The 19,961-nt window shown below is 65.9% G+C and carries 12 protein-coding genes and 1 tRNA gene; 5 read left to right on the forward strand and 8 right to left on the reverse strand.

The features are described from left to right. Positions 1–132: 132 nt before the first annotated feature. Genes OZN62_RS07740 through OZN62_RS07750 form a run of 3 tightly spaced genes read left to right on the forward strand, consistent with a single transcriptional unit; the run spans position 133 to position 10,597 of the window. Positions 133–1,842 carry a ShlB/FhaC/HecB family hemolysin secretion/activation protein gene (locus OZN62_RS07740; protein WP_269098973.1) on the forward strand — a complete coding sequence of 570 codons (1,710 nt, stop codon included), beginning with the start codon at positions 133–135 and terminating at the stop codon, positions 1,840–1,842. Further along, positions 1,842–7,544: a beta strand repeat-containing protein gene (locus OZN62_RS07745; protein WP_269098974.1), complete on the forward strand. Its 5,703-nt coding sequence runs from the start codon at positions 1,842–1,844 to the stop codon at positions 7,542–7,544. The genes OZN62_RS07740 and OZN62_RS07745 overlap by 1 nt, the downstream gene beginning before the upstream one ends. Then, positions 7,541–10,597: a CHAT domain-containing protein gene (locus OZN62_RS07750; protein ID WP_269098975.1), complete on the forward strand. Its 3,057-nt coding sequence runs from the start codon at positions 7,541–7,543 to the stop codon at positions 10,595–10,597. Before OZN62_RS07745 ends, OZN62_RS07750 begins: the two co-directional genes overlap by 4 nt. Positions 10,598–10,600: 3 nt before the next feature. On the opposite strand, the gene mmsB is transcribed toward OZN62_RS07750, so the two are convergent. The 3 genes from mmsB to OZN62_RS07765 form a co-directional block, all read right to left on the reverse strand. Further along, positions 10,601–11,473, reverse strand: a complete 873-nt coding sequence (mmsB, locus tag OZN62_RS07755; RefSeq protein WP_269098976.1) for a 3-hydroxyisobutyrate dehydrogenase — start codon at positions 11,471–11,473, stop codon at positions 10,601–10,603. Between the two features lie 13 nt (positions 11,474–11,486). Beyond that, on the reverse strand, positions 11,487–12,983 hold the full coding sequence (locus OZN62_RS07760; protein WP_269098977.1) for a CoA-acylating methylmalonate-semialdehyde dehydrogenase: 1,497 nt from the start codon (positions 12,981–12,983) through the stop codon (positions 11,487–11,489). Positions 12,984–13,129: 146 nt separating this feature from the next. Beyond that, positions 13,130–13,216, reverse strand: a tRNA-Leu gene (locus OZN62_RS07765). A 224-nt stretch (positions 13,217–13,440) separates the two neighbouring features. On the opposite strand from OZN62_RS07765, the gene OZN62_RS07770 reads away from it, so the two are divergent. After that, on the forward strand, positions 13,441–14,382 hold the full coding sequence (locus OZN62_RS07770; RefSeq protein WP_269098978.1) for a complex I NDUFA9 subunit family protein: 942 nt from the start codon (positions 13,441–13,443) through the stop codon (positions 14,380–14,382). A gap of 76 nt (positions 14,383–14,458) precedes the next feature. Here the strand turns inward: OZN62_RS07770 and OZN62_RS07775 are convergent, their stop codons facing one another. From OZN62_RS07775 to OZN62_RS07790, 4 genes are all read right to left on the reverse strand, one after another. After that, the gene (locus OZN62_RS07775) at positions 14,459–14,935 is read right to left on the reverse strand and encodes an NfeD family protein (protein ID WP_269098979.1); all 477 of its coding nucleotides are present in this window, start codon (positions 14,933–14,935) and stop codon (positions 14,459–14,461) included. 10 nt (positions 14,936–14,945) lie between these two features. Continuing rightward, entirely contained in the window at positions 14,946–15,875 is a 930-nt protein-coding gene (locus tag OZN62_RS07780) for an SPFH domain-containing protein (RefSeq protein WP_269102129.1), read from the reverse strand. A gap of 130 nt (positions 15,876–16,005) precedes the next feature. Continuing rightward, positions 16,006–16,785 (reverse strand): hypothetical protein, encoded by a 780-nt coding sequence (locus OZN62_RS07785; protein ID WP_269098980.1) that lies wholly within the window; start codon positions 16,783–16,785, stop codon positions 16,006–16,008. A gap of 30 nt (positions 16,786–16,815) precedes the next feature. After that, positions 16,816–17,694 carry a hypothetical protein gene (locus OZN62_RS07790; protein ID WP_269098981.1) on the reverse strand — a complete coding sequence of 293 codons (879 nt, stop codon included), beginning with the start codon at positions 17,692–17,694 and terminating at the stop codon, positions 16,816–16,818. 199 nt (positions 17,695–17,893) lie between these two features. Between OZN62_RS07790 and OZN62_RS07795 the strand changes: the two genes are divergently transcribed. Further along, positions 17,894–19,084, forward strand: coding sequence for a transaldolase family protein (locus OZN62_RS07795; RefSeq protein ID WP_269098982.1), 1,191 nt, complete (start codon positions 17,894–17,896; stop codon positions 19,082–19,084). Between the two features lie 12 nt (positions 19,085–19,096). On the opposite strand, the gene OZN62_RS07800 is transcribed toward OZN62_RS07795, so the two are convergent. Next, positions 19,097–19,954: a PfkB family carbohydrate kinase gene (locus OZN62_RS07800; RefSeq protein WP_269098983.1), complete on the reverse strand. Its 858-nt coding sequence runs from the start codon at positions 19,952–19,954 to the stop codon at positions 19,097–19,099. Between the last annotated feature and the right edge of the window lie 7 nt (positions 19,955–19,961).

A 19,961-nucleotide genomic window follows, 5' to 3' on the forward strand; every position in this document is an offset into this window, starting at 1 on the left:
ACCGAAGGGGCGGAGGGAGCCGACCGAATGAGGGAATTTTCACCGGTCCGGGGGCATGCCGGGTCTTGTTCACTGTCGTGGCGGGGCGTTTTGGCGCTGGCGGCCAGCAGTCTGGCAATCGCCACTCCGGCGATGGCGCAGGACACCAGTCCGCCGACGCGGGACGAGCTGCGCGTGCCGCAGCCGCGCGCCGAACAGCGCCAGGGCGTGACGCTAACGATCGACGGCCAGATGGAGCGACGCGCCTGCGCGCTCGACAACCCGGACTATGCCGATCTCACGGTCACGCTGAACGCGGTAACCTTCACCGGTGCCGAACGCGCATCCGATGCCGTCCTCTCGACCGCTTACGAAGGTTATCTCGGCCGCGAGCTCCCGATCCGCGCACTGTGCGACATCCGTGATCGTGCCGCCGCCGTGCTGGCGGACGCTGGCTACCTCGCCGCCGTGGAGATCCCGGCGCAGAGCCTGGGCGACGGCGTGGCCGAAATGCGCGTGGTGCTGGGCCGCCTGGTTGCCGTGCGCGCGCGCGGCGATACGCAGGGCGCGGAAGGCGTGCTCTCGGCCTATCTCGAACGGCTGGTCGACCAGCCGGTGTTCAACGTCAACCAGGCCGAACGCTACCTGCTGCTCGCCAACGACGTGCCGGGCATGGAAGTGCGCCTGTCGCTGCGCCCTGCAGAAGGCGGCGAGCCGGGTGACCTGGTCGGCGAGGTCGCCGTGCTGCGAGAAACCTTCGCGCTCGATGCCAATGTGCAGAACTGGGGCAGCAAGGCGCTGGGCCGCTTCGCCGGGCTGGTGCGCGCCGAAGCCTATGGCCTGACGGGCGCGGGTGACCGCACCTCCATTTCCTTCTTTACCACGCTCGACATCGAGGAGCAGCAGACGCTGCAGCTGGCGCATGACATGCGCATCGGCGGCGACGGGCTGGTGCTGGGTGGATCGCTGACCCTGGGCTGGACCGAACCCAACGCCCTGCCCGGCTTCGACATCGAGTCCGAAACAGTGCTGGTGAACCTGGAGGCGGCCTATCCCTTCCTGCGCACGCAGGAGGCATCCGTCTGGGGCGCCGTCGGCTTCGACTACGTCGACCAGGACGTGAGCTTCAGCGGCGTCGACTTCACCCGCGACCGCGTGCGCACAGCATACCTGCGCGGCGATGCCCTGTTCATCGACGGGGATTCGATTGCCCGGCGCGGCGGCTATTCGCCCTACGAACCGCAAAGCATGGTGGCCGCCTCGATTGAGCTGCGGCAGGGCATCGGCGCCTTCGGTGCGACGGACGATTGCCGGTCCAACCTCAATGCCTGCGTCGCCGGCGGTGCGATCCCGCCGGCGCGCATCGAGCAGGACCCTACGCCTACCTTCGTTCGCGGCGAGGTATCGATCGAATATCGCCCGGCCCCGGTCCTCGCGATCAGTTTCGACCTGGAAGCGCAGCATAGCGGCAACCCGCTGCCGGCCTTCGAGGAGTTCTCGGGCGGGCAATATTCCATCGGTCGCGGCTACGATCCCGGGTCGATCATCGGCGACAGCGGCGTGGGGGCCTCGCTGGAGATCGGCTATGGCTCGCTGGTGCCGACATCCCTGCAGGATATCGCCACCCAGCCGTTCGTCTTCGTCGATTTCGCGCGGGTCTGGAACGAGGATCCGAGCCTGGCCCTGAACAGGACTGACTGGCTCGCTTCGACCGGCGTGGGCCTGCGCTTCATGCGCGGCGCCAACGTGCAGGGCGAATTCGCAGTCGCCGTGCCGCTGCGCACCCTCGACACACAGACCGAGCGCAACGACGTGCGCTTCCTGTTTTCGCTGACCGCCCGGCTGCTCCCGTGGAGGAACTGATGACCAAGCCCCGCACGCTCACCCGTTCCGCCCTGCTGCAGGGTTGCGCGCCCGTGGCGCTGTCCCTTGCCGCGCTGGCCGTGCCGCACACTGCCAAGGCGCAGGCCATCCAGGCCACCCCCTCCGTCGTGCAAGGATCGGTCGTCATCGATCGCACCGCGCCCACCTTCGATGACATCACCGTAAGTGGCTTCGACGCGGTTATCGACTGGACGCCGGACACCGATGTCAACGGCGCGGCGCTGACCTTCCTGCCCAACGGCAATACGGCAATCTTCCGCGGCGGCGCCGGCGATCCGGGTTTTGCCGTGCTCAACCGCATCCTGCCCGCACCCTTGCAGAACCCGGCCGAATTTGCCGGCACCGTGCAGGCGTTCCTGACCGATGCGCTTGGCGGCCAGGCCGGCCCCGGCGGTTTTGTCGCCTTCTATTCGCCCACCGGCATCCTGGTGAGCGGCACGGCGGTGTTCGAAGTGCCGCAGCTGATGCTGACGACCAACGACGTCGACATTGCCAGTTTCACCGATTTCGCCACCGGCGCCGGCCCGATGCTGCTGTCGGGCGACCCGTCGCTGATCCAGATCGCTCCGGGCGCCAGCTTTACCGGCACGCCCGAAGGCAGCTTCTTCATCGTTTCCTCGTCCAACATCGACATGGCGGGCGATGCCTATTTCAATGGCTCCACCGCCTATGTCGGCGGGATCGACCTGTCGCTTTCGCACAGTTCCGGCCTGTTCGACATCATCGTGAATGTCGGCACCGAGGGCCTGGCGATCAATCACACGGGCAGCACCGGCGGTCCGGAACCGACTGGCGCGGGCGACAACCACATCATCTATGGCGTGGCCCACACGCTGGGCGGCTCCACCAGCGGCATGGGGATGCTGTTCAGCGGCAACCTCGGCTTCGACCCGGCAGTGTCGGCGACGCTGGCCGATGGCGAGATCATCCTGTCGGCGAATTACGACGTCCTGGGGCGTACGGTCGATGGCGGCACCGCCCAGGGCGCTGCCTCCTTCTTCAATGGCCGCGACCCGATCCCTCTCGAAACCGGCGACATCCTGATCGATGGCGTGACCGCGACCAGCGATTTCACGGCGGTTGGCACGCACCAGACCGTTGTCGATACCCAATTTGGCGGGTCCAGCTTCGCTGGCGACCTGGTGCTGGTCGGGCGCGAAATTGCGAGGATTAACGCCGGTGTCGGCTCGCTCATCACCATCGATGGCGACGCCTATGTCTCGGCCAACAATTTCGGCGTCGAGGGCGTTGAACCCAATCCGGTGATCGGCGGATTTGCCGAGATTTATGCTGGCTTCGACGCGCAGGTCGATATCGGCGGCGCGGCAGTGGTGACGGCCAATGCCTATGCCGAAGTGGATCTCACCGGCACGATCGTCGGCGATGCCACCGGCGGCGCATCGCAGGTGCTGGCAGAGGGCGGCACGATCAATTTCGGCCAGAACCTGGACGTCCTCACCAATGCCTTGGTCGAGGATCCCGGTGGCACTTACGATTCTGCCGGCAATTTCCTGGGCGGGTTCCCCGAACTGGTGGCCATTCAAGGCGGCACGATTATCGGCCTGGCCAATTTCAACATGGAGGCCAACGCCTTCTCACCGGACCTGACCGGCACCTCTGCCAGTCTGCCGGGCAGCGCTACCGGCGGCAGCGCCGGGCTCGCGGCCGATTTGAACGGCGGTTTGATCAGCTTTGCCGGCAACATCGACATCGTGGCCAGTGGCTTCGTCGGCGATGGGGTAGCCAGCGACGGCCCCGGCGCGACCGGAACCGGCGGCGATGTTACACTGATTTCCGGGCCCGACAGCACTATCAATGCTGGCCTGATCTTCCTGCGGGCCGATGCTGCGGGTGGCAATGTCACCGGCGGCGGCGACGGCGGTGCCGCCGTGGGCGGCGTGATCAACGTGATCGCCCAGTCGGGCGTCGATTTCGGATCGCTCCTCTATCTGCAGCAGGAAACCTTCGGCGGCAGCGGCAACAGCGGAGGCAGCGCCACGGGCAACGATGCCTTCATCCTGGCCGATGGCGGCACGCTGACCGGTGGCGATCTCGACATCTTCATGAATACGGTCGGGGGCGATGCCACCGGCACCGGGAATGGCGGCGACGCAAGTGGCAGCGGGGTTGCCATCGTGGCGCTCAATGGCGGGGCAATAAGCCTCAGCTCCCCTTCCTTCAGGACGTTCAGCTCGGGCATGTTCACGGCCGGCGGTTCGGCCACCTCTGGCGTCGGCGGTCTCGGCACCGGCGGCAATTTTGTGTTGCAGGTCGATAATGGCGCTTTTGCCGTCGATGGCGACAGCGATATCCGCATCGAGACCGACGGCGGCGCCAGCGTCGACGCAAACGGCGGCAATGCCGGCGGCGGCGACATCTCCATCATTGGCGCCAGCAACGCCGATTTCGATTTCGCCTTCCTCGATCTCATCAGCCTGAACAGCGGCGGCGCGTCTACCAATGCCACGGCCGGACAAGGCGGGGGCGGCGACATCAATTTCATACTCCAGGCCGGGTCGACGTTCGATTCCCTGCAGGAAGTCAGCGCCGACAGCCTGGGCCGCGATGACTTCAGCGCCATCGGTGGCGTCGGTATCGGCGGTATCATCGGCGTGGCTATCGACGGCACCAGCAGCATGAACGTGCGCAGCCTGCGCCTGACGTCGTCTGGCTCCGGCACGACCACCACCAATGGCGATGGCGGTGCAGGCTTCGGCAACCCGGTGTCCATCGATATCGTCGGCGGCTCGCTGACGGCTGACGACATCTTCCTTGCCAGCCAGGGTGCAGGTGGCAACGCAACTGGGGGGATCGGCGGCACTGGCGATGCCGGCGCTGTCTCCGTCAGCAACGACGGCGGCAATCTCACCGTCAACACCTCGCTCGACTTGCGCGCAGAGGGCATCGGCGGGGACGGCCTCAACCCTGGCTTTGGCGGCGGCACCGGTCAGGGCGGCCTCATGCAGATCCTCACCGCCAACGGCGGGGTATCCAGTTTGGCTGCGGTGGATGTCACTGCAGAAGGCCGGGGCGGCTTCTCGATCCTTGGCAACGGCGGCGCAGGCCTTGGCGGCTCGGTGCTGGTGGATGTTTCGGGCAGCGATTCCAGCCTGACGATCAGCGGTCCCACCAATATCGCGGCGGATGGATCGGGCGGTGGTTCAAGCACGTCTTCCGGTGTCGGTGGCGCAGGAACGGGCGGTTTGGTCTTGGTGCAAGTCACCGATAACGCCGGTCTCGGGCTGGCCGGCGATTTCACCTTCGGCGCGGTCGGCCGGGGCGGCAACGGTCGCGGCGGCGGCATCGGCCAAGGCGGCGACGCGAGCCTCCTGGTCGATACTGCAACCGCCAATATCGACAGCGCCGTGGTGATCGCGGTGGATGGCTTCGGTGGAACGGCCTCCGGCACCACCCCCTTGCCCGGCGGCGACGGGATCGGCGGCGTGGCGCAGGTCGATATCTCCGGCAGCACCTTTGTCATGGATGTCAACGGCAGCCTGGTGCTCAGCGCGGAGGGCCAGGGCACAGGCTCGGCCAGCGGCATCGGTGGTGACGGCATTGGCGGTGCCGCAACCGTCAACCTCGTCAACTCGACGGTAGGCTTCAGCAACGAGCTGGCGCTTTACACGCTGGCCGTCAGCGGCGGGTCGAACACGCAGGATGGCGGGATCGCACAGGGAGGCACCAACCTGCTGTCGCTGACAAACAGCACGCTGACGGTCAACGACATAACCTTCGAGAACACCGCCACCGGCAATGCCCAGGCACCCGGCGGCGATGCCTCGAACGGGGACCAGAATATCCTGCTCGACAATTCCACGCTGACGTCCGACCGACTGTTCATCTTCGGCGGTGCGCTCACTCGCGCAGAGAATGCGACCACCGACAGCGGCGACGTGCTGGTGCAGCTGGGCAATGGGTCCAGCGCCAGCTGGAACCAAGTCTATGCCGAGACATTCGGCATCTCGACCACGACCACGGCCACGAATACGGCCGGCGTCGTCCAGTTCGAGACGCTGGCAGGCGGTTCGCCCTCCACACTCAGTCTCGGCGATGCCGAAATCTACGTCGAGGCCGGCGGCGGGGCGAGCAACACGGGCGGTTCGTTCAACATTTTCGCCACCAACGGCACGATCGACATGGCGACGCTGAACGTCTTCTCGCAAGGCGATCTCGATCCGCCGTTTGCGTCAGGCCTGATTGCCGATAACGGCACGATCCAGATCACCGACCTCTTCCTGCTCGACATGACCGGCGACCTGATCCTGCAATATGCCAACGGCGGCTCGATCATCGGTGGCGCAGCTCTCAACGACCTCTCGGCGTTCTTCAGCCTCGACGTGACGGGCACCTTCTTTGTCGAGGGCGACAATGATGCGGTGCCCTTGATCGGCGCGGACTTCTGGCAGATCTCCTCGCTCGACGTGGAAATCAATCCGCTCGCACGCTTGTACGGTACATTCATCGACTTCATCTCGCTCGATGACGTGCATACCAATGTCGTCGGCGGCACCACCAACGGGGCGGGCTACACCATCACGAACGCGGAGGGTGATTCGCTGGAGGGCGTCGCCATATCGCTGAGCACTCCGGCCACACCCAACGCGGTCGACCTCGAGGTGCGCGACCTGCAGATATTCGGCTCGCTCGACGGAGACCTGACCTCGGTACAATTGAGCACGGATGGCACGCTGGCGGTGATCGGCGAGATCACCTTCGGCTTTGCCGCTCCGACCGACACGCTCAGCCTTTTCGCGCAGGAGATGCTGCAAATCGTCCTGCCCGGTGGCGGCATCTTCATGACCGACGCCCAGGGCAATATTTCCGGCGACCTGTTGCTCGTGTCCGACGGCATCGCGATGACCACTGCGGACACGCTTGGTCTGATCGCCAACGATCCTTTCGACACCAACATCCCGGCAGCCCTCGACGATTTCACCGCCACCGGCGTGACCGGGCCATATTCCTATATCAGTGCCGGCTCGGTATCCCTGCAGGGCTTCGACTTCATCTACGGGCAGAATACCGGCGATGCGACCAATCTTGCCGGCATCGAGGTGTTACAGGGTGGACAAGGACTGATCATCGGCCAGATCGATCCGCTGCCCACTGATCCGCCGCTCACCACCATCGTCTATGGCCATGCGGCAACAGCACCGGGGGCCCCGGTCTCGCAGGACGATGCCTTCTTCTTCGATACGTTCAACAACAACACGCTGGTCGGGCCGTTTACCAATGAATCGACGCTCAACAACTGCGTGATCAACACGCAGGATTGCGGTGGCGGGACGCCGACGCCAACCCCGACACCGACGCCCACACCGACACCAACGCCGACGCCTACTCCGACGCCAACCCCGACACCGACTCCCACGCCGACGCCTACTCCAACTCCGACGCCGGAAGAGCCGGGACCGGAAGATTTCACCGATCCGCCCAACGGATCGCAGATCATCGATCCGATCGACGAGGAAGAGGACGAAGAGGAAGAAGAGACCGCAGTCGGCACCACGCCTGCTTCCGATGACGAGTTCGGCGTCGACTTCCCGGCACTGTTCAGTGCGCCGATCATGAATGACGATGAAGTCGTGCGCGATCCGGTCACCAGCGGTGGCGACAGCGCGCTCTACGATCTCGGCACCAACAACCGGGGCAGTAGCAACGAAGGGGGGACGGAATGATGCGTTATTCCCGCAATTCGCTTCGCCGCGCGGCAACCGCTGCGCTCGGCGTCATCGGCCTTGCTGCGCTCGCCCAGCCGGCGCAGGCGCAAAGCGTGCCGGTATCGCTGCTCGATTCCGTGCCGATCGGCAGCGGCGGTCTGTGCGAAGCGCAGATCCGTTCCCCGCAATCGGGCGACGGCCTGTTCGACCGCCGCTACCTGGTCCTGTGCCGCGACGCGTCCTCGCCGGTCGGCAGCCTCGCCGTGCTGGAAGGCCGTTCGGAAGCCGAACTGCTGGCCGATGCCCGGCGTGACGGGGCCACTTGCGTCGCCGACAGCGGCACTGCCGCGCCGCAGGGCCTGTCCAGCGCCAGCAGCTATACCTGCACCGCACCCGAAACCGGCCTGCAGACGCGCGTGGTGATCGGACAACAAGGGCCGATGACCTATGTTGCCAACGGGGTTGCCGCCTATTCCGATGCGCTGAGCCTCGGCCTTGCCAATCTTGCCAGCGACACCATCATGCCCGGCACGATTTCCATCCCGCTGACCGAGGCGAGCGATGCCCGCGCCTTCGCCCGCGCCCAGGCAGAAGCGATTTCCGCTCAGGCCGCGCTGGCCGAAGCCTATCGCCGCGCCAACGCCGGCGAATTCGCCGAAGCCGCCGAATTCTTCGCCGCTTCCGCCGAACAGCTCAGCGGCCAGCCGGCGCTTGAAGCGCGCCTCAACGCGGCCCTGCAGCAATCCAACCTCGGCAACTATCTCGAAGCGGCGCTGATCTTCATCGCCGTGCGCGACGAGATTGGCGAAAACCCGATCCTGACGCGGCTTGCCCGCAATTTCGAGGCGCTCGACGGTCTCAACCGCGATGCCCCGGCGGAAGCCTTGCTGACGCTGGACCAGCCCTTGCCCGGCAATGCCGGCAATCTCGACAGCCTGCGGACGCTGGAGGTTTCCAGCCCGCTCTCGAACCGGCTGATCGCCGAGCAGGAAAACGCCATCTCCGGCGCGGTGGGCCAGCTCACGCTGCTCGAACGCGCCGACCTGCTGGACGCGCAGGCCGAGTACATCCGGGCCACCGCGCTGCGCTCGCAAGGCCGCATGGGCGAGGCCCGCGAAACCCTGCTGCGCGCACAGGAAGACCTGCTTTCGGTGCGCGACGGCCGGATCGTCTCGATCATGTGGCTGCGCGCGCAGGTACTGACCGAACTTGCCGAGATCGACGAACTTGGCGGCGACCTTGCCGGCGCGGAAGCACTGCACCGCCAGTCGGTCGCCCTGATCGAGGGCAATTACCCCGGCTCGCCCGCGCTGGTGAGCGCACGAGCACAGCTGGCCGGCTTCCTTGCCCGCAACGGCCGGGAAGACGAGGCGCTGGCGCTCTATGGCGACCTGGTGGACGATGCCGAAAGCAAGCCAAGCGCCGCACTGCGCCGCCTGCTGACGCCCTATTTCAACCTGCTGGCAGAGCGCAGCGGGGATGCCGACAGCGCCGCCAGCATGTTCGCTGCCAGCCAGTTGCTGCTGCGCCCCGGCCTCGCCCAGACGCAGGCCGTGCTGGCGCGCGAGCTTTCAGGCGGCAGCGACGAGGCTTCGCAGCTGTTCCGCCGCTCGATCAACATCGGCCGCGCGATCGAGCAACTGCGCGGCGATATTGCCCAGCGCGAACTGCTCGGCGACACCGGCGACAGCGCCGCGGTCGAACTGGCCGCCATGCGTTCGCAGCTGGAAACCTTGCAGACGCGGCAACTGCAACTGCAGCAGGAACTGGCCGACTACCCACGCTATCGCGTGGTGTCCGAAGGCCAGATGGACCTGGCCGACCTGCAGGCCTCGCTGCGACCGGGAGAAGCCTATTACAAGCTGGTGATGCTGGATGAGCACGCCTACGCCATCTTCGCCGAGAGCGATGCTGCCTACGCCTACCGCGTGGAGGCGGATGCGGCGGAGATCGATGCCATGGTCGATACCCTGCGCGATTCCATCGCCATCGACATGGCCGGGCAGACCATCACCTATCCCTTCGAGATCGCCACTGCACGCCAGCTGTACCTGGCGCTGTTCGGGCCGGTCGATGGCCGGCTGCGCGAGACCGGCCACCTCATCTTCGAGCCCGATGGCGCCATGCTGCGCCTGCCGGCCAATCTGCTGGTGATGGATGACGCCAGCGTGGAGCGCTACGCGGCGCGCACCGAAGATCCCGATGCCGACGCCTACGATTTCCGCGGGACGCAGTGGCTGGGCCGGGAGATCCAGGTTTCCACCGCCGTTTCGCCCACCGGCTTCCGCGACGTGCGCAGTGCGCGTGCCTCCGATGCGCGCGGGGAGTATCTCGGCCTTGGCCAGAACCTGCCGCTAGGCGAAGCGGGCTTTCCCACCGGCACCCGCAGCGCCGGTGGCTCGATGAGCGACCGCTGCGACTGGTCGGCATCGGTCTGGAACAACCCGATTACCGCCACCGAACTGCGCACCGCGACGCAGATCGTGGAGGCGGACGGCGGCGAGGCGGCAGTGCTGACCGATGCAGCCTTCACCGATACGGCACTGCTGGGAATGGACGAGCTCGACGAATACCGCATCCTGCATTTCGCGACTCACGGCCTCGTCACCTCGCCGCAGCCCGACTGTCCGCCGCGCCCGGCGTTGCTGACCTCCTTCGGCGACGAGGATTCTGACGGCCTGTTGAGCTTTGCCGAAATCTTCGACCTGCGGATCGACGCCGACCTCGTGATCCTCTCGGCCTGCAACACCGCCAGTGCGGGCGGCCTCGTCGCCAGCCGCGAAGCGGGCATCAGCGGCACGGGCGACTTCGCGCTCGATGGCCTGGTGCGCGCCTTTGTCGGCGCCGGCGGCCGCACCGTGGTGGCGAGCCACTGGCCGGTACCCGACGACTACAACGCCACGCAGCGACTGATCTCCGGCTTCTTTCAGGCGGGCGAAGGCACGCCGACCACCGAGGCATTGCGCCAGGCGCAGCTCAGCCTGATGGACGACGTGGAGACCTCACACCCGTTCTACTGGTCGGCCTTCGCCGTGGTGGGCGACGGCGCAATCGCGCTGCGCCGTCCCTAGGGATCAGTCGTATTCGGTGATGATGGCGCTGAAGTCGCGCATGCCGTTGCCCGCGCCGTCGAAGGCCTCGTAAAGGTCCTTGGCGAAGGCGCCGATGCGGGCATTCATGTGCGCGGTGCCGGCGGCTTCCATCGCCAGCTTCAGGTCCTTCAGCATCAGCGCCGTAGCGAAGCCACCCTGGTAGTCGTTGTCCGCCGGGGTCTTCGGGCCAACACCGGGCACCGGGCAATAGCTGGTCATGGACCAGCACTGGCCCGAACTGACGGAGGAGATGTCGTAGAAGGTCTGCGGGTCCAGCCCCAGCTTCTGCGCCAGCGCGAAGGCTTCCGCGGTGCCGATCATGTGGATGCCCAGCAGCATGTTGTTGCAGATCTTGGCGGCCTGCCCATTGCCGGCATCGCCGGCATGGATCACTGCCTTGCCCATGGCGCTCAGCACCCCCTCCGCGCGCTCGAAGGCCTGCTGCGTGCCACCCACCATGAAGGTGAGCGTACCCGCGTCGGCAGCCGCGATCCCGCCCGAAACCGGTGCGTCGACCATGTCGTGCCCCGCCGCCGTGGCTGCCGCGCTCACCTCGCGCGCCGTGGCGACGTCGATGGTGGAGCAGTCGATCAGCACCGCCTCTGCCGGCGCATGGCCGATCACGCTGTCGGTGTAGACTTTCCGCACGATGTCGCCGTTGGGCAGCATCGTTACCACCGCGTCCACGCCGGCGACCGCCTCGCGCGCATCGGTGAAGGTGGCGCAGCCCTTCTCGCCTGCCGCCGCCAGGGCGGCTTCGGACAGGTCGAAGGCGTTCACCTCATGCCCTGCCTTCACCAGGTTCGCGGCCATGCCGCCGCCCATGTTGCCAAGGCCGATGAATGCGATCTTCATGGGTGCTCTCCGCTTACAGCGTCGGGATCAGGAAGGCGTTGGAACCGTCGCCGCCACCATCGGGCCAGCGCTGGGTGACGGTCTTTACCTTGGTCCAGAACTTCAGCCCCTCGGTGCCATACTGGTTGGTGTCGCCGAAGGCGCTGCGCTTCCACCCACCGAAGGTGTGGTAGCTGACCGGCACCGGGATCGGCACGTTCACGCCGACCATGCCCACGTTCACCTTGGCGGCGAATTCGCGCGCCGCATGGCCGTTGCGGGTGAATATGGCGACGCCATTGCCGTACTGGTGCTCGCTGGGCAGGCGCACGGCTTCCTCGAAGTCCTTGGCGCGCACGATCTGCAGGACGGGCCCGAAGATCTCTTCCTTGTAGCTTTCCATGTCGGTGGTGACCTTGTCGAGCAGCGTCGGGCCAACGAAGAAGCCCTGCTCGTGCCCCTGCAGGCTGAAGCCGCGACCGTCGATCACGACTTCGGCACCTTCCGCCTCGGCAGTGTCGATCCACTTTTCCACCCGTGCCTTGTGCTCGGGCGTGACGACCGGGCCATAATGCGCGTCGGGATCGGTGGAAACGCCCACGCGCAACGCCTCGATCGCGGGGATCAGCTTGGCCTTGAGGCGCTCCGCCGTGTCCTCGCCAACGGGCACGACCACCGGCAGCGCCATGCAACGCTCGCCAGCCGAGCCGAACGCGGCACCGGCAAGGTCGTTCACCACCTGGTCGAGATCGGCGTCGGGCATGACGATGCCGTGGTTCTTGGCCCCACCCATGGCCTGCACGCGCTTGCCGTTGTCGGCGCCGCGACGATAGACGTAGTGCGCGATGTCGGAGGAGCCGACGAAACTCACGCCGGCGATATCCGGGTGGTCGAGGATGGCGTCGACCATCTCCTTGTCGCCATGAACCACCTGCAGCAGCCCCTCGGGCGCGCCGGCTTCGATGAACAGCTCGGCCAGCCGCACGGGCACGCTGGGGTCGCGCTCGCTGGGTTTGAGGATGAAGGCATTGCCCGCCGCCGTCGCCATGCCGAACATCCACATCGGGATCATCGCCGGGAAGTTGAACGGGGTGATGCCCGCGCCGATACCGATCGGCTGGCGCATCGAATAGACATCGATGCCCGTGCCCGCGCCCAGCGTGTGCTCGCCCTTCGCTACCTGCGGGATGCCGCAGGCATATTCGATCACCTCCAGGCCGCGCTGCACATCACCCTTGGCGTCGTCGACCACCTTGCCGTGCTCGCTGGCGAGCAGTTCGGCGAGGCTCTGCATGTTGGCTTCGATCAGTTCCTTGAACCGGAACATCACACGTGCGCGCTTCTGCGGGTTGGTGGCCGCCCATTCGGGCTGCACCGCCTTGGCCGATGCCACTGCCTTGTCCAGCAGCGCCGCGTCGCCCAGCGTCACCTGCGCCTGCACTTCGCCGGTCGAGGGGTTCCAGATGTCAGCCTTGCGCCCGCCATCCTGCGGATATGCCTTGCCGTCGATGAAATGATGGACCTGCCGCATGCCGGTGAAACTCCTCTCTCGGATTGCAGTACCGCGCCGCGCCGAGCGCGCGCGATTTGGTTTCACGCAATACTACTTTGCGCGCGCAACGCAATGGTAGCGCACGCGGAGAGCGTGCCGCGAAATCAACGAAGAGAGAAGGAAAATGGTGCCCAGAAGAGGACTCGAACCTCCACGACCTTGCGATCGCCGCCACCTGAAGACGGTGCGTCTACCAATTCCGCCATCTGGGCACCGGAGCAGGCTGGTCATCGGATGCCGCCTGCGTGGTAGGGGCGCGCCGATAGGACAGGCTGGCGGGCGTGTCAACGAGTCGCTGCACGCTTGCCGAGAAAAATCCGTGCCCCGGAACGGCCAGCCGGGCATTACCGTACTATCGAGGCATTGCCGCCACGCGCCGTTTCGGGCAAAGGCGGCGCCATCTGGCGATAGCTGACCCAAGGATTCGAGAGGCAACATGGCACGCAAATCCCCGCTCGACGGCAAGCTCGTGACGCTCATCGGCGGCAACGGTTTCATCGGCAGCCACGTGGCGCAGGACCTGCTCGAGCGCGGCGCCCGCGTTCGCATTGCTGCACGCGAGCCGGAGAAGGCCTTCAAGCTCAAGCCGCTGGCCAACCTGGGCCAGTTGCAGTTCGCGCGCTGCAACGCGCTGGACAAGCGCAGTATCGAGGCCTGCGTCGCGGGTTCGGATGCCGTGGTCTACCTGATCGGCACCTTCGACGGTAACCAGCAGGCCCTGCAGGCCGATGGCGCGGGTATTGCCGCACGAGCGGCTGCCGAAACCGGTGCCGAGGCCTTCGTCTATGTCTCCGCCATCGGCGCCGACCCGGAGGCCGAAACCGGATACTCCCGCACCAAGGGCGATGGCGAACGGCAGGTGCAGGCAGCCTTCCCCAAGGCTACCGTCATCCGCCCCTCGGTGGTGTTCGGCGAGGAAGCCGGCCTCGTCCCGATGTTCGCCGACCTGGTGAAGGTGATGCCCGTGCTGCCGGTGTTCGGGGCAGAGAGCGAGTTCCAGCCGGTATGGGTGGACGACGTCGCCGAAGGCATCGCCAATGCGCTGGAAGACCCCGATACGCATGGTGGCAAGACCTACGAGGCCGCCGGGCCGGACACGCTATCCATGATGGAGATCAACCGGATGATCGCCGACGGGCAGGATCGCGAGCGCGCCTTCTTCCCCATGCCGAACGCACTGGCGAAGGTGTTCGCGGTAATGCCGCTGACGCCGATCAATTCGGACCAGCTGGCCATGCTGGAGGTGGGCAGCGTCGCCACCAAGGGCACGCCGGGTCTCGCCAAGCTGGGCGTCACGCCCAAGCCGCTGTCGTTGTTCCTCGACCGCTGGATGGTGCGTTACCGCAAGCACGGCCGCTTCACCGAGAAGAGAGTCTGAAAGACGGTCTGACGGTCGGCCGGCAGCCGACCGCAGGGGCGAACGCCCGCAGCGGGCTGGCGTTCGTTCGGACCGGCTACGCCTGAGCTGGAGGTGTGCCCTCCGGCAATGCCAGCGGCTCCACCAGCAGGATCGCGCCGTCGGTGCCGGTGACGCGCACGCGCTCGCCGGCGGCCATGTCCGGACCGCGGGCGATCCATTCGCTGTCACCCAGCTTTACCCGGCCGGAACCGTGCTCGATGGCGTGAGTCACCAGCGCCGTCTCGCCCACTAGGCGCGCACCCTTGCGGTTTATCAGCGGGTCGGAGCTTTCGATCGGGGAATCGCGCAGCCAGCGGCGCGCCGAGAAGGCAAAGATCAATGACAGGCCGACGAAGCTGACGAACTGCAGCGCCACCGAAGGCTCGTTCACGAAGACCAGCAGGCCGGTGACCAGCGCGGCCATGGCCAGCCAGATCAGGTAAACGCCGGGGACCAGCATCTCCAGCGCGGCCAGCACCAGGCCCAGCGTCAGCCACAGCCAGTAGGTCTCGATGCCGTCGAGGAAGTCCATCGCCTGCGCCTCAATCCGGGCGGCTGCGCGGCACGGTGCTGCGGGCGCGGCTTTCGGGCAGCGGCGTACCAACATCCCCGGTCTTGTCGCCGATGACCTCGCGCGCCAGTTCACCGATCCCGCCAAGCGTGCCGATCAGCTGCGTCGCTTCCACCGGGAACAGGATGGTCTTGGCATTGGGACTGTCGGCGAACTTGCCCACCGCCTTGGTATACTCCTGCGCGATGAAATAGTTGATCGCCTGGCTGCCGCTCTGGGCGATGGCGTCGGAGACCAGCTGCGTTGCCTTGGCCTCGGCCTCGGCGGCACGTTCGCGGGCCTCGGCCTCACGATAGGCTGCCTCGCGCTTGCCTTCCGCTTCGAGGATGGCGCTCTGCTTGCGGCCCTCCGCGCGCAGCACGGAACTGGTCTTGTCGCCCTCGGCTTCCAGGATTTCGGCGCGCTTGAGGCGTTCCGCCTTCATTTGCCGCGCCATGGCTTCGGAAATGTCCATCGGCGGGCGGATGTCCTTGATCTCCACACGGGTGATCTTCACGCCCCAGGGCGAGGTCGCATGGTCCACCACGGACAGCAGGCGGGCGTTGATCTCGTCACGCTTGGACAGCGTCTCGTCGAGGTCCATCGAGCCCATCACCGTGCGCAGGTTGGTGGTCGTGAGCGCCATGATGGCGTTGTAGAGGTTGCTCACTTCGTAGGCGGCCTTGCCCGCATCCAGCACCTGGAAGAATACCACCGCGTCCACGCCGACCATGGCGTTGTCCTTGGTGATGATTTCCTGGCCCGGGATATCGAGCACCTGCTCCATCATGTTCACCTTCTGGCCGACGCGGTCGACGAAGGGGACGATGATGTGCAGCCCCGGTTCGGCTGCAAGGGTGAACTTGCCCAGCCGTTCGATGGTGTAGACATAGCCCTGCTTCACGACGCGCACGCCGAGCATCAGGAACACGAACAGCAGGAAAACCAGTGCGCCTACAGCAATTTCCACGAGACCCCTCCTCTATAACGCAGGCAATATCCTACGCTTCCCGGAGCCGGGGGCAAGCGAAAGCGGCAGCTTGTGGCAGACCCTATTCGGTCGAAGCGACCTCGACATTGCGCAGGCGGAACGAGGCCGGCACGTTGGGAATCCCGTCGTACAGCGCCGTCAGCCAGGCGGTGTCATAGTCGCTGAGGCCCTCGGGCAGGTCTTCGCCGCCGTCGAACAGGCGCAGGACGCTGCTTTCGCGAGTCTCGGCCTCTTCCGGAAACTCGGTGGAGAATGCCTGCAAGGTGGCGAAATCGGCCAGCTGGCGCAGCGACAGGCCGCGAACCTCTTCGCGGTCGAACAGCACCAGCGCATAGGTGATGTCATGGCGCACCGGGCGATAGATGCGGCTGTGCGCCTGCCACATGCCGGCTTCCGGCAGCTGCGACAGGTTCTCGCGGCGACCGACACGGATGCCGTCGCGGGTATGCGCGGCGACCTGGTGCCATGCGCGCCACGGCTGTTCACCCGCCAGCATTTCCTCGCGATCGGCGGGGTCCATGTCGCGGAACAGGTAGAAACGGCGCTCCATCAGGTCGGCCAGGTAGGCCTGCCCGTCGTCGACGAAGGCCACCACCAGGTTGGGCTCGCAGCCCTCTTCCTCGGAACCGGACAGGCGCAAGCCGATCTGTTCGGCGTTGTCGCGAATGCGGCTGACCATCAGTTCGGCATATTCCCGTTCCAGCCCCAGCACGCCGGGACAGATACGGTCTTCGAACCGGGGCAGCGGTTCTTCCATGATGCCGTCGGCCTTGGCAGGCACGGCAATGGCCAAGGTTGCCAAGGCGGCGGTGGCGAGGGTCTTGCGCAAATTGTCGAACATGGGGGTGCTCCTTTGCTGATCCTTATAGCACTAGTTGGTGCCGGTGTCCGAATCCGCCGCCATCTCAACCGCTTCCTCGGCCATCAGGCGCAACTGCCGGGTGGTGCCGCCAACGCGGCGGAATCCGGGCAGGTTGGGAATGCCGTCGTAAAGCGACCGCAAGTAGGCCTGGTCGAACTCCGTCATTCCAAGCGGCGGGGTCTCGACATCAAACAGGGTCAGGATTGAATCCATTACCGGTTCATCCGGCGCCCGTGTCTGCGCCAGCCCACGCATTGTGGCATAGTCGGCCAGTTGCCGCAGCGACATGCCGCGCACGGCATCGCGATCAAAGGTGATCATCACCGTGGTGATGTCGTTGCGAATGGTGGTGTAGATGCGCGTGTGCGCAGCAGAGACCTGCATGACGGGTGGGTTCACCAGATTACGGACCTGGGCGATCGGCATACCGGTCAGTGTGCGCGGCTCGATACCTGTCCATACGTGCACCGGGCCGGGTTCGAGGATATCGTTCTTCTGGCCGGAGTTAAGGTACTGGAAGTACTCTGGATTGCTGTCCATCAGGTCGGCCAGCATCTGCCCGCCATCCTCGGTGAAGACGATGATGAAGTTCGGTCGGCAATCGTCGTCCATCAGGCGGATGCCCAGTGCATCGGCATTGGCGCGGATGCGGGCATTGAGGGCAAAGGCAAAGTCCTCCTCCAGCCCGATCGTGCCGGGACACAGGCGATCTTCCCAGCGGGCCAGCGGGCTTTCGAACATGTTGCCGGTGCGCACCACGATGTCACGTACCTGGCGTTGCACCTGCCCCGTAGTGATCCGTTCGTTGCTGCCGGTGACGACGATCTCGCGCTCATCCTCGTCGAAAGCCGAGGGAACCTCGTCCTGCGCCGCGGCACTTGCGGGCAAAAACAACGCCAACCCTAGGGCGGCCGCGAGAAATCTCTCGGACAAAGTCATCTTGCATCTAAGGATAGGGTCGCTATTCCCGCGCGCAAGACTGCAAATCGTCACAAATGGTCACAATTAGTATCGCTAGCGGCTCGTTACATTTGACTAGCCCCGCGCCCCAATGCGAAGGGCACCGCGAAGATTTTTGGAGAATCCGATGAGCAAGCACATCCTCGAGAAACTGGCCGAGACCAATCCGGAATGCGAAATCTGGTGGGACAGCTCGCCGCTGGTCTATCCCAGCTGGAAGGATGAAGTGCTGGCCAGCGCGCCGGACGCCAAGCGCGCCGATTGGGAAGCGCAGCTTACCCGGCTCTACAACCCCGATGCACCGGCGGACATGGGCTTCCGCGGCGTCACCACCAACCCGCCGCTCAGCCTGCAGGCGGTGCAGCTCGACCCGCAGGGCTGGACCCAGCTGGTGAAAGACATTGCCGCCGCCAACCCCGGCCTCGATGTCGAGGGCGTGTACTGGAAGATGTACCTCGAACTGGTGAAGCGCGGCGCCGATGCCATCCGCCCCGCGTTCGAGGCTTCGGGCTACAAGTACGGCATGCTCTCGGGCCAGGTCGATCCGCGCTTCGTCACCGACGGCGAGGCGATGCTGGAACAGGGCCTCTCCATCGCCGCCATGGGCGACAACGTGATGGTGAAGATTCCCGGCTCCAAGGAAGGCTACGAGGTCATCGAGGAGCTGACCGCGCGCGGCATCTCCACCAACAACACCACCAGCTTCACCGTGGCGCAGTACAGCCGCTGCATGGCCGCCGTGACTGCCGGCCTGCAGCGCGCCAAGGCTGCCGGCGTTGACCTGTCCAAGTGGCGCAGTGTCATCACCCACATGTCCAGCCGCCTCGGCGAAAAGGGTGACTGGAAGGCGCAGGCCAAGCAGCGCGGCATCGAGCTTTCGCTGGATGAAATCCGCGACGGCGAGGAAGCCGTGCTCAAGCGCGCCTACTGGTACGGCAAGAACACCGGCCACCCGTCGAAGATGCTGCAGTGCTCGATGCGCGTGGAAAAGGACGCCAGCGGCAAGACCGTATCGCGCCACGTCGAGGACTTCGCCGGCGGTGACTTCGTCTACACCTGTCCGGGCGGCTACATCGCCGGGCTGATGGAGGTCGAGGACGAGCTGGCTCCATTCGATCCCAAGGCCATCGAGCGCGAGCCGAACCCGGCCAGCATCGAGAAGCTGATGCAGCTTCCCGCCTTCCGCCAGGCCTACGAATTCGAAGGCATGAAGCCGCACGAATTCAGCCAGTATGGCAGCTTCCAGGCCACCGCCACCGAGTTCGCCGCCGCCACCCGCGCCACGGTCGACTTCGTGCGCATGGTGATGGAAGGCTAAGGCCGGTCCGGCTTACTTGCGGCGCGCGTCGATCCATTGACGCGTGCCGTAGTAGCGACAGCTTTCAGCAGCCACTTCGCCGGCATGTTCCAGCGCCGTCGGGACTTCCTCGCCGCGGGCGAGGAAGTGGCAATAGGCGCCGTGGAAGATGTCGCCTGCCCCCAGCGTGTCGATGGCCTCGACCTGCGGCGGGGCGATAGTGCCGCGCCGTGTCCCCTCGCTCCATTCCAGCGGCTGCGGCCCGCGCGTGATCGCCGCCACCGATGGGCCGAGCGCGTGGACGGCATCGAGGATGTCCGCCCCGCCCTGCCCCGGCGGGTGGAAACGCTCCGACACTACGGCATGGTCGACATGGGCGATGATCTCGGCAGTCCAGGGCTTCCACGAACCACCGTCGAGCACGACCGGCACACCTGCTTCACGCGCAGCCCTGGCGTAGGGCACGGCGACTTCGGGCAGGAAGCCGTCGCAATAGACGCAGGTCACGCCTTGCAGGTCGATCTCACCTGACGGCACCTGCGCCAGCCTCGCCTGCGGCTGCTGGTCGATGATCGTGCGCGTCCCGTGTTCGGGCACCACCACGATGCTGGAAACGGGCAGCACCTCGCTTGCCGGGTCCGCGAAATCCTCGAAGGGTACCTCGTACCGGGCCAGCTCGCCGCGCACCGCATCGGCGAAGCTTCCGGCACCCAGCAGCGCCAGCAGCCGCACATCGCTGCCCAGTGCCCGCGCGGTCACGGCACCGTTCAGGGCGGAACCGCCCGCACCCGCCCAGAAATGCGTCGCGGACAGCTTGCTGTCTTCCGCCGGATAGGACGGGCAGGCGTAGCCGAGGTCGAAAGTCGCGCGGCCGATGCACAGGATGGTCATGCTGCCA

It is taken from the genome of Aurantiacibacter sp. MUD11 (assembly GCF_026967575.1).
Lineage (GTDB): Bacteria > Pseudomonadota > Alphaproteobacteria > Sphingomonadales > Sphingomonadaceae > Alteraurantiacibacter.